Origin of the sequence: Arthrobacter sp. TB 26 (genome assembly GCF_000427315.1) — a bacterium.
Taxonomy (GTDB): Bacteria; Actinomycetota; Actinomycetes; order Actinomycetales; family Micrococcaceae; genus Arthrobacter.
In genome coordinates this window covers 1-10,299 of sequence record NZ_AUPJ01000410.1, presented here as the reverse complement: position 1 = coordinate 10,299, position 10,299 = coordinate 1, and the positions used below count along the sequence as shown (strand labels likewise).

General features: G+C 66.2%; 10 protein-coding genes and 1 pseudogene. 8 read left to right on the top strand and 3 right to left on the bottom strand.

The annotated features are described in order from the left end of the window. Nucleotides 1–491: pseudogene (locus K789_RS25700) on the bottom strand (SGNH/GDSL hydrolase family protein); the annotation flags it as partial. 268 nt (nucleotides 492–759) lie between these two features. Between K789_RS25700 and typA the strand changes: the two are divergent. From typA to K789_RS0115825, 3 genes are all read left to right on the top strand, one after another. Then, nucleotides 760–2,688: a translational GTPase TypA gene (gene typA, locus K789_RS0115835; RefSeq protein WP_024367608.1), complete on the top strand. Its 1,929-nt coding sequence runs from the start codon at nucleotides 760–762 to the stop codon at nucleotides 2,686–2,688. A gap of 55 nt (nucleotides 2,689–2,743) precedes the next feature. Beyond that, complete coding sequence (locus K789_RS0115830) at nucleotides 2,744–3,100, top strand: hypothetical protein (protein ID WP_051181109.1); 357 nt, start codon at nucleotides 2,744–2,746, stop codon at nucleotides 3,098–3,100. Between the two features lie 500 nt (nucleotides 3,101–3,600). After that, nucleotides 3,601–4,410 carry a type IV toxin-antitoxin system AbiEi family antitoxin domain-containing protein gene (locus K789_RS0115825; protein ID WP_024367606.1) on the top strand — a complete coding sequence of 270 codons (810 nt, stop codon included), beginning with the start codon at nucleotides 3,601–3,603 and terminating at the stop codon, nucleotides 4,408–4,410. 292 nt (nucleotides 4,411–4,702) lie between these two features. Here K789_RS0115825 and K789_RS23305 read toward each other — a convergent pair whose 3' ends face one another. Beyond that, entirely contained in the window at nucleotides 4,703–4,948 is a 246-nt protein-coding gene (locus tag K789_RS23305) for a hypothetical protein (protein WP_051181107.1), read from the bottom strand. Between the two features lie 179 nt (nucleotides 4,949–5,127). Here K789_RS23305 and fdxA point away from each other — a divergent pair, with 179 nt between their 5' ends. From fdxA to K789_RS0115795, 5 genes are all read left to right on the top strand, one after another. Then, on the top strand, nucleotides 5,128–5,454 hold the full coding sequence (fdxA, locus tag K789_RS0115815) for a ferredoxin (RefSeq protein WP_024367604.1): 327 nt from the start codon (nucleotides 5,128–5,130) through the stop codon (nucleotides 5,452–5,454). Between the two features lie 12 nt (nucleotides 5,455–5,466). After that, on the top strand, nucleotides 5,467–6,615 hold the full coding sequence (dapC, locus tag K789_RS0115810) for a succinyldiaminopimelate transaminase (protein ID WP_024367603.1): 1,149 nt from the start codon (nucleotides 5,467–5,469) through the stop codon (nucleotides 6,613–6,615). 228 nt (nucleotides 6,616–6,843) lie between these two features. Beyond that, complete coding sequence (locus K789_RS0115805; RefSeq protein WP_029705150.1) at nucleotides 6,844–8,127, top strand: citrate synthase; 1,284 nt, start codon at nucleotides 6,844–6,846, stop codon at nucleotides 8,125–8,127. 174 nt (nucleotides 8,128–8,301) lie between these two features. Then, nucleotides 8,302–8,946, top strand: a complete 645-nt coding sequence (locus K789_RS0115800) for a TetR/AcrR family transcriptional regulator (protein WP_024367602.1) — start codon at nucleotides 8,302–8,304, stop codon at nucleotides 8,944–8,946. Between the two features lie 57 nt (nucleotides 8,947–9,003). Continuing rightward, nucleotides 9,004–9,615 (top strand): hypothetical protein, encoded by a 612-nt coding sequence (locus K789_RS0115795; RefSeq protein WP_024367601.1) that lies wholly within the window; start codon nucleotides 9,004–9,006, stop codon nucleotides 9,613–9,615. 40 nt (nucleotides 9,616–9,655) lie between these two features. On the opposite strand, the gene K789_RS0115790 is transcribed toward K789_RS0115795, so the two are convergent. Continuing rightward, nucleotides 9,656–10,299, bottom strand: a 644-nt coding sequence (locus tag K789_RS0115790; RefSeq protein ID WP_024367600.1) for a hypothetical protein, incomplete at its 5' end; no start/stop codon positions are given.

Here is a 10,299-nt window from a genome sequence, read left to right as displayed (position 1 = left end):
GAGCCGTAGGGGAGCAGCCAGTCGCCGCGCTGCAGGGCGTCTATGTAGTTCCCGGTCGCGCCGTTGGAGGAGACAAAGCCGGTGCCGCCGAGGCCGCAGAAGTGCACCTGGTAGCCCAGGCTCGCCAGTGCTTTACGGGGCCAGGAGGAAGCGGGCTCGGACTGGGAATCACCGATCAGCACGGCGGTCCTGGCGATGTCCTCCACCACCACCTCGTTGCGGCCATTGGCAGGATTCCGGTAGACCGTGCCCGCCGGCATGCTGTCCGGGGCGGTTGACGGGGGAAGTTTCGTGGTGACGTTCCAGCCTGCAGCCATCGGCGCGCCGGAAGCCCCTGCGGGTACAGGAACGGACTGGCCGTAGATGCCGTTGCCGGCTGTCGAGCGGGGGTCCGCGGTACGGGCGGGGGGAGTCTGTCCGCAGCCGCCAACAAGGATGCCTACGGCGATCATCGGTGCGACCATGCGGGACAGAGCCGAGGCGTTGCGCATTAATGTCTCCGGGCTGGCGTTGCTGTCCCAGCAATGATGGGGCATGCAGGCCGGAAAATCCAGTGACTTTACTCACACCAGGGCCGTGTTCTCCCGTCCTGACTGCCCCCGCCTCATCTGCCGGAATGACGGATTTTAGGCCAATAAATGCCCAAGCGTTTAGAATGGATGAAGGTGCCCTGTGCCAAAGGGGCGTATCCGTCGTGCGTTCCGGTTGGAAATGTCGCGATACAACAGCTGACTTCACCACTGAATCGAGCAATAACGCATGTCTGAAACCACCACCAACACCGCGGTAGCCACTGCATCGCGCAGTGACCTGCGCAACGTCGCGATCGTGGCCCACGTTGACCACGGCAAGACCACTCTGGTCGACGCCATGCTCAAGCAGACCAACTCCTTTGCCGCGCACAACCACCTCGAAGACCGGGTCATGGACTCCGGCGACCTCGAGCGCGAAAAGGGCATCACTATCCTGGCCAAGAACACCACCGTGGCCTACAACGGACCGTCCTCCCAGGGCGAGACCATCACCATCAACGTCATTGACACCCCGGGCCACGCCGACTTCGGTGGCGAGGTCGAGCGCGGCCTGTCGATGGTCGACGGCGTCGTCCTCCTTGTTGACGCTTCTGAGGGCCCGCTGCCCCAGACCCGCTTCGTCCTCCGCAAGGCCCTCGCCGCCCACCTGCCGGTGATCCTCCTGGTCAACAAGACCGACCGTCCTGACGCCCGGATCGAAGAAGTTGTCCACGAGTCCATGGACCTGCTCCTGGGCCTGGCCTCTGACCTCGCCGACGAAGTTCCGGACCTGGACCTGGACAAGATCCTCAACGTCCCGGTCGTTTACGCCGCCGCCAAGGTCGGCCGGGCGTCCCTCGATCAGCCCGCCGACGGTTCGGCTCCCGACAACGAGGACCTCGAGCCGCTCTTCAAGGCCATCATCGAGCACATCCCGGCACCGACCTACAACCCGAACGGTGTCCTCCAGGCGCACGTCACCAACCTGGATGCCTCGCCGTTCCTCGGCCGCCTGGCGCTGCTGCGTATCTACAACGGCACCCTGCGCAAGGGCCAGACCGTTGCGTGGGCCCGCGCCAACGGCGAACTGAAGAACGTCAAGATCACCGAACTGCTGGCCACCAAGGCACTGGACCGCGTCCCGACCGAGTCCGCCGGCCCCGGCGAGATCGTCGCCGTCGCCGGTATCGAGGAAATCACCATCGGTGAGACCCTGACCGACGTCGACAACCCGCAGCCGCTGCCGCTGATCACCGTCGACGATCCGGCCATCTCCATGACCATCGGCATCAACACCTCGCCGCTGGCCGGCCGGGTCAAGGGTGCCAAGGTCACGGCCCGCCAGGTCAAGGACCGGCTCGACAAGGAACTGATCGGTAACGTCTCCATCAAGGTGCTCCCGACCGAGCGCCCGGATGCGTGGGAAGTCCAGGGACGTGGCGAGCTCGCGCTGGCCATCCTGGTTGAGCAGATGCGCCGCGAAGGCTTCGAGCTGACCGTTGGCAAGCCGCAGGTTGTTACCAAGCTCGTCGACGGCAAGGTCCACGAGCCGATGGAGCACATGACCATCGACGTGCCGGAAGAGTACCTCGGCGCCGTCACGCAGCTCATGGCCGCCCGCAAGGGCCGCATGACCAACATGGCCAACCACGGCACCGGCTGGTGCCGCATGGAGTTCATCGTCCCGGCCCGTGGCCTGATCGGGTTCCGCACCAAGTTCCTCACGGACACCCGCGGCGCTGGCATCGCAGCTTCCATCTCCGAGGGCTACGAGCCCTGGGCCGGCCCCATCGAATACCGCACCAACGGTTCGATGATCGCCGACCGCGCCGGTGTTGTGACGCCGTTTGCCATGATCAACCTGCAGGAGCGCGGCTCCTTCTTCGTCCGGCCCACCTCCGAGGTCTACGAGGGCCAGATCGTCGGCGAGAACTCCCGCGCCGATGACATGGACGTCAACATCACCAAGGAAAAGAAGCTCACCAACATGCGTGCCGCTTCCTCCGACACCTTCGAGAACCTGACGCCCCCGCGCGACCTGACCCTCGAAGAGTCGCTCGAATTCGCCCGTGAAGACGAGTGCGTCGAGGTCACCCCGGAATCCATCCGCATCCGGAAGCTCATCCTGGACGTCAACCAGCGCGCCAAGTCCAACCGGGCCCGCGCGAAGGTCTAGTTCCAGCGTTCTGCACTGAAACAACGGGTCATTTGTGAATAAGAGAGCTGCCGGTATGGCAGGCGGTATATCCGCCGCCGTGCCGGCAGCTCTTTTTGTTGCCCTCGCGGGTACCGCCCTGCACGGGCAGGACGTCCTGGTCGCCGGCGTCGGGGTGCCGTGGGGTGCCGCCGCCGCCCTGGTGCTGCTGGGCGCCGTCGAACTGTGGCTCGGCGCCATGTTCCGCTCCGCGCTTCCGACGGCGGCCTGCGGCATCGTCTGCTATGCGCTGGCCGGCTGGTGGTCCACCCCGGAGAACGGCAGGCGCCTGATCATTGGCGACCTGGCCGGGAATCTCTGGATCTACGGCATCGCGGTGGTCACCATAGGCATGCTGGCCTGGTGCCGGCGCTACCGGCCAGCCCGGGCCTAGACGCAGGTGCCTCGCACTACCCGCCCCGCCCAACCGCGGGACATGCCCATTCTTCGTCCCCGCCCGCGGGACATGCTCATTCTTCGAGGCCGCGGGTGGGCATAGCGGCACTATGTCCCTCCGCTGCACCAGCCGGGGGACATGCCCATTTTTCGCGTTCCGACCTCCGCGGGGGACATGCTCATTCTTCGAGGCCGCGGGTGGGCATAGCGGCACTATGTCCCTCCGCTGCACCAGCCGGGGGACATGCCCATTTTTCGCGTTCCGACCTCCGCGGGGGACATGCTCATTCTTCGAGGCCGCGGGTGGGCATAGCGGCACTATGTCCCTCCGCTGCATTGTCCGGGGGACATGCGCAGTCCTTGATCTCAGGACCTGGCCAGTCCTGACCGCGGAAATCTGTCCCGGGCCGGGCCGGGCCGCGACGAGGGGCATGCCCTTTTGCACATAGCGGTACACGACCCTGTTTGGACTGCTTCTTCCGGCGTCACGATGTCCGCATGGTCAAAATCACGGAAGTGCTTTCAAACTACGACGGCGTCGTGCGCGCCAAATACCTCGCCGCCGCGGGCGTCTCGGACTTCCAGCTGAAGTCGGCCCTGGCCTCGGGCACTGTCTCCCGGGTGGCCCGCGGCGTCTACGCTGTCGCCGACGCCGACGTCGGGCTCATCGCCATCCGGTCGCTGCCGGCGGAGCCCGCGTGTGCCACAGCGGCCCAATTCCAGGGTCTCTGGGTTCTTGAGCCGCCTGCACAACCTCACATTGCGGTAACCCACAGCCGCACCTACCCAGGGTTCGTTTGCCACCGGTCCGCTGCGCCGCCCACCCTGCTGGACACTGTCGTGCAGTGCCTGCGATGCCTGCCGGAGCTGGACGGTCTGGTGATTGCCGAGTCCGCCGTCGCCCTCAAAGGCCTGCCGCTCTCCGTGCTGCGGCAGCGGCTGGCGGGCCGCAATGATGTGAGGGAACGCAGAATGGTGGCCAGGATCGTCCCGCAATCGCAGTCAATCATCGAGTGCATGGCGCGGTACTGGCTGCGGAGGGCCGGTTTCCAAGTGGAGTCCCAGGTCAACATCCCGGGAATGGGCCACATTGATCTGATGGTCGACGGCAGGCTTGGCATTGAGACGGACGGTGCAGGCTTCCATATGGACCGGACAAGCTTCGAGGAGGACCGGCGCCGGTGGAACGTGACAACCAGGCGCGGGATCCCGATCCTTGTCGTCAGCTATTCGTTACTGCTGAACCGGCCCGAGGAGTTCATCGCCATGGTCCGCGAGGCCCTCAAAAGGATCTCCGTTGCCGCCTAGCAGTGGACATGTCCAGCGTTCGCCGGCGTGACGTCAGGGACATGTCCTATGCAGGCGGCCGGGAATGGACATGGCGGCCATATGTTCATTGGCGCGGGCCAGGGGAGGTCCTGTCCAGAGGCGGGCTGGCTGGGGCTGGATTCGGTGGGCGGGCCGAGGTTTGGCCGGGACAGTGAGGGCATGTCCACCCTTTACTCACAGGACCGCTGGGCATGTCCACCGGTCGCGGCCGGGATTGGACATAGAGGCTATATGTCCATTGGTCACGGCTCGGGGAGGGCATGTCCATTGGTCACGGCTCGGGGAGGGCATGTCCAGCGGGCCTGCGGCGCGGCGGGGGCGGCGGGACCTGCTTGGCGGCCACCACCAGCGGCAGCGGGATCACGACGTCGGAACGGCGGGTGCGGATGGTGCACGCGTCCGCGGTGCACGCCACAAGCTCACCCAGGGCGTCCGTGAGCCCGTCCTCAATCCGGTACCGGACCACCACCCGGGTTCCAGGCGCGGCGGCAGCCAGGAACTCTTGGGGCGCAGGCATCGATGAACTCACCTGTTCATACTAGGTCGGCTAGATTCAATAGGGCGGGCCCGTGTGACGCCCGGCTAGGTTCGCGGGAACCGGCTGGGAGATAATAGGCTCAGAAGTCAGCAGCCCGGCGCTCAGGCCGGGGGCAGTTATCCGGCCTTTGCCGGAACCAACGTGGAGAGGCCAGGGACGTGACGTACGTAATCGCGCAGCCGTGTGTAGATGTCAAAGACAAGGCATGTATTGAAGAGTGCCCCGTCGATTGCATCTACGAGGGTGAGCGTTCCCTGTACATCCACCCCGACGAGTGCGTGGACTGCGGTGCCTGCGAGCCGGTTTGCCCCGTCGAAGCCATCTACTACGAGGACGACACCCCCGAGGAATGGGCCGACTACTACAAAGCCAACGTCGAATTCTTCGATGTTCTGGGGTCCCCGGGCGGGGCCGCGAAGGTCGGCAACACCCATACCGACCACCCCATGATCGCCGCCCTGCCGCCGCAGAACCAAGAGAACTAGGGCGGAGCGCCGGTGACATCTGCGCTGCGCAGCTTCGGCCTCAGCCTGCCCGACTACCCGTGGGAAGCCATGGCGCCGTATCTCGCCAGGGCAGCCGAACACCCCGGGGGAGTCGCTAACCTGTCGATCGGGACCCCGGTGGATGACACCCCCGACGTGGTCCAGGAGGCCCTGCGCGCGGCGGCGAACGCCCCCGGCTACCCCACGGTCCACGGCACGGCCGGGCTCCGCGAAGCGATTGCGGCCTGGTTTGAACGACGCCGCGGGGTGCCCGGACTCGATCCGCGGGACATTATGCCCACCGTGGGCTCCAAGGAACTGGTGGCCTGGCTCCCGTTCCTGCTCGGCCTCAAGCCGGGCGACGTCGTCGTCCGCCCCACGGTCGCCTACCCCACCTACGACATCGGCGCCACGTTCGCCGGTGCCGGGCACATCGCCGCGGACGACCTGGATGAGCTCGACGCCGCCACGCGTGCCCGGGTGCGGCTGGTCTGGGTCAACTCCCCGGCGAACCCCACCGGCAGCGTCCGCGACGCCGAATCGCTGCGCCGCATCGTCCGGCAGGCCCGCGGGCTCGGCGCCGTCGTGGCCTCGGACGAGTGCTATGCCGAGCTCGGCTGGGGTGAATGGGACGTCCAGCGCGGCGGAGCCCCGGTGCCCAGCATCCTGGACCCGGAGGTCGCAGAGGGATCCCATGAGGGCCTCCTGGCCGTGTACTCGCTGAGCAAACAGTCCAACCTGGCCGGATACCGCGCCGCCTTCGTGGCCGGCGACCCCGCCATCATGGCGAACCTGGTCAACAGCCGCAAGCACGCGGGGATGATCGTTCCGTACCCGGTGCAGGAAGCCATGCGCGTCGCCCTCGGAGACGATGCCCACGTGCAGACGCAGAAGGACCTCTACCGCGGCCGCCGGGAACGGATCGTGCCGGCACTGGAGCGCTTCGGACTGACTATCCACGAATCCCGGGCCGGGCTATACCTGTGGGCGACCGCAGGCGAGGGCACCTGGGAGACGGTCGGCCGGCTCGCGGACCGCGGGATTGTCGTCGGCCCCGGCGTGTTTTACGGTGACGCCGGCAACGGATTCATCCGCGTGGCGCTGACGGCAAGCGATGAGCGGATCGACGCTGCAGCCGCCCGTCTGGCCACGGGGCCGTAACAATGCTGTGACACGTGCCACAACTGGCGTGTTTTAGGCGGCTAGGGATGGCCTTGGATTAGTGCCACCCGGAATCTGCCGGTAGTTTTTAACTGACTATCAATGGTGGCTTTCCACAAGAAGGCAGCGCAGCCGTTGGAATTTGTGGCTAAAACAGGTTCCGTGGGCGGCTTCACCAGAAGTTGGACCAGCTTTCTACAGAGGCCCCGATGCCTCAGAGGAGACTCCATGACTGAGACCACCAGCGCAACCCTGCGCCATGCCGGCGGCGAGCTCGAACTCCCGCGCATCAAGGTTGTAGAAGGAAACGAAGGCTACGACGTTTCCAAGCTGCTGAAGCAGACCGGTGCCGTTGCCTTTGACCCCGGATTCATGAACACCGCAGCAACCACCTCCGCCATCACCTACATCGACGGCGACGCCGGTGTCCTGCGGTACCGCGGCTACCCGATCGAGCAGCTCGCGCAGCACTCGAGCTTCCTGGAAGTTTCTTTCCTGCTGATCTACGGCAACCTGCCGACCGCCACTGAGCTGGAAGCCTTCGACCAGCGGATCCGCCACCACACCCTGCTGCACGAAGAACTGAAGGGCTTCTTCAGCGGCTTCCCGCGCGACGCCCACCCGATGCCGGTGCTGTCCTCGGCCGTGTCCGCACTGTCCACGTTCTACCAGGACTCGCTGGATCCCTTCAACGCCGAGCAGGTGGAGGTCTCCACCTACCGCCTGCTGGCCAAGATGCCGGTCATCGCCGCGTACGCCTTGAAGAAGAGCATCGGCCAGCCCATGCTCTACCCGGACAACTCCCACAATCTCGTGGAGAACTTCCTCCGCTTGAGCTTCGGCCTGCCGGCCGAGCAGTACGAGGTGGACCCGGTCGTCGCCAAGGCGCTGGATCTGCTCCTCATCCTGCACGCCGACCACGAGCAGAACTGCTCGACCTCCACGGTCCGGCTGGTCGGATCCTCGAACGCGAACCTCTTCGCCTCCGTGTCGGCAGGCATCAACGCCCTCTTCGGCCCCGCCCACGGTGGCGCCAACGAGGCCGTACTGAAGATGCTGCGCCAGATCCAGGCCGACGGCACCAAGCCCGAGGACTACATGGAGAAGGTCAAGAACAAGGAGGACGGCGTCCGGCTGATGGGCTTCGGACACCGCGTCTATAAGAACTACGACCCGCGCGCCAAGATCGTCAAGGCCACGGCCCACGAGATTCTCACGAAGCTCGGCGGCAACGACGAGCTTCTGGAGATCGCCCTGCGCCTCGAAGAGAAGGCACTGAACGATGACTACTTCATCCAGCGCAAGCTCTACCCGAACGTGGACTTCTACACCGGCCTGATCTACAAGGCCATGGGCTTCCCGGAGAAGATGTTCACCGTGCTCTTCGCAATCGGCCGGCTTCCGGGCTGGATCGCGCAGTGGCGTGAAATGATCAGCGACCCCAACACCAAGATCGGCCGCCCGCGCCAGCTCTACATCGGCGAGCCGGAGCGCAACTACCCCTCGGTGTAACGCACTCAGGAAGTACGACGCCGGCCGCTCACCTCACAGGGTGGGCGGCCGGCGTCGTTTTTCTCTCTCCGGGGGCAGGGCGCCAAGGGACGGTTATGGCCACCGGCCAAGGAGGGAAGCTGGCCGCCGGTGTGCCCCGGCGTCGTGCGGGCACATCCGTGCTAAAAAAGACTAATGCCCAAATTTGTCGACGCCGCAATCCGGCGCCAGGAAGTGGTCGAAGCGGTCTTCCGGATCGTCGCAGCAGACGGACTTGAACGGGCGTCGCTGCGCGAGGTCGCCGACGAGGCGGAACTGGCTGTCGGATCCGTCCGGCATTACTTCGCCAGCAGCGACGAACTCCTGGCCCATTCGTTCGGGGTGGTTGTGGACCGGGTCGTCGGCAGGCTGGCGTCAGCCGACGAGCGCCTTGCCGGGACGCGGCCGGGGACCCCGGAACACCATCAGGGCGTGTTAACCCTGCTGGGCGAGTTCCTTCCCCTGGACGAGGAACGCGCCGTCGACGCCTGTGTCTGGATGGCGTTCAAGAACGCGGCGAGGACCAAGCCGTTCCTCGCCCGGGAAGCCGACCGGAGCCACCGGGCCGTGGCCGCGATCGTCGGGCGGCTCGTTATGGAACTGTCGTCCGCGGTTGACACCGAAACCGGCGCGCCAATGGACCAGCAGCGTCTGGTCACCGAGGCGGAGCGGCTGCTGGCCACCCTGGACGGGCTGACCATGCACGCCCTGCTGCAGCCCGAATGGATGACCGCGCAGATGTGCAGCGATGTGCTGGAGTCCCATCTCACCGGACTGGGCAGCTACGCCGGCAGCCATTAACGCGCGTTAACTTGAGGAATACACTGGAGACGTACGTCTTGCCAAGGAGGCAATTGGATGCACCACACAGGCGGGCCGGGCTGGCGGATCACCATGGACACTTCGGGTCCCATGCTCATTGCACTTTACGTTCGCGACGCCGCCGGCCTGGACAGCGCGGGGCATCCGGCACTGTCCCACGCGGCGCCGAAGATCCGGCCTGCGGACCATTCGCACCTCATTGCGGAGGTGGGCGGTCTCAGCGCGCTCAGGACGGAGTGGGAAGCGTGGTGGGAGCAGCTCCTCAAGGCGCATCCCGAGATGTCGCCGGAACTGGGTCCGCCTGGCTTCCGTGACTTCGGAAATTCCCCCGCCCTCCGGCGGGTGCTGCAGGCTCATTTTGGTGCCGCGCTGTCCTGGGCCCGGGAACGCCGCGGCGAGTACCTGGCGTTGGAGGCCGAGCGCGAAGCCGCCGGCGGGGTGCAACTGCTGCAGGACATGGTGGACGACCGGCTGCTCGAGGTGGGGCGCGCCGCCAATGATTTCACCTTGACCATCATCGAACTGCCCCTCGCCGAGCCGCGGGCCTGGTACCTGGAGCCGGACAAGATCATTATGAGCTCGGATCTGCTGTCGGAGCCGGAACTGTTCCGCAGCTACGTGCAGCCCGTAGTGGACCTGCTGGTCTGAGTCCGGCCAGTCCCGGGCGGGATCCGGCAGTGACGTCCGCCTACTGCGCCGGGGCCTCGGCGACGGTGACCCTGACTTGTCCCGCCGGTACCGCGGCGGGCTCCCAGCCGTTGCGGTCCTTCCGTATCCAGCTGCGACCGTCCACCTGGACTTCCGTGACGGAGAGGGCCTTGGCGTTGGCAACCGCCCACTGCGCGACGGCCCACGCCTGGGTGCCCTCGGCTTCCAGCACGAGGCTGCGGCCCTCCGCGGAGGCAGGAATGACGCCAAAGTCGGCGGTCAGCCGCTCCTGCACGGCGGCCGGGTCGCCCGCGGCGTCGGGGTCGCGCAGCGAGCAGTCGAGGCCGGCGGCGGTCTGGCCCGTCAGCGAGGAGGCGAACGCACGGGCCATCGCCTCGTGCTCGGCATAGGCGTCCGGGTAGGCCGAGCGCTGGACCCGCTGCGCGGCGACCGTGATATCCAGCCCCTGGTAGTCCGGGATCTTCACGAGGGCATCGTAGAAGGCGTTGCTCGCGTGGTGCGGGTCCATGACCTGTTCCGTGGTGCCCCAGCCCTGTGAGGGACGCTGCTGGAAGAGGCCGCGGGAGTCCGGGCCGGCCTGGTCCCCGTGTCCAATATTCCGGATCTTGGACTCCTGCATGGCGGTGGCCAGCGCGATGCTGGCGGCCCGGGCCGGGAGCCCCC

Coding starts and splice junctions, on each gene's coding strand:
- K789_RS0115825 (WP_024367606.1), top strand. CDS start 3,601: ATGGTCAAAATCACGGAAGTGCTTTCAAACTACGACGGCGTCGTGCGC.
- K789_RS0115805 (WP_029705150.1), top strand. CDS start 6,844: ATGACTGAGACCACCAGCGCAACCCTGCGCCATGCCGGCGGCGAGCTC.
- K789_RS23305 (WP_051181107.1), bottom strand. CDS start 4,948: ATGCCTGCGCCCCAAGAGTTCCTGGCTGCCGCCGCGCCTGGAACCCGG.
- K789_RS0115800 (WP_024367602.1), top strand. CDS start 8,302: ATGCCCAAATTTGTCGACGCCGCAATCCGGCGCCAGGAAGTGGTCGAA.
- K789_RS0115795 (WP_024367601.1), top strand. CDS start 9,004: ATGCACCACACAGGCGGGCCGGGCTGGCGGATCACCATGGACACTTCG.
- K789_RS0115830 (WP_051181109.1), top strand. CDS start 2,744: ATGGCAGGCGGTATATCCGCCGCCGTGCCGGCAGCTCTTTTTGTTGCC.
- typA (WP_024367608.1), top strand. CDS start 760: ATGTCTGAAACCACCACCAACACCGCGGTAGCCACTGCATCGCGCAGT.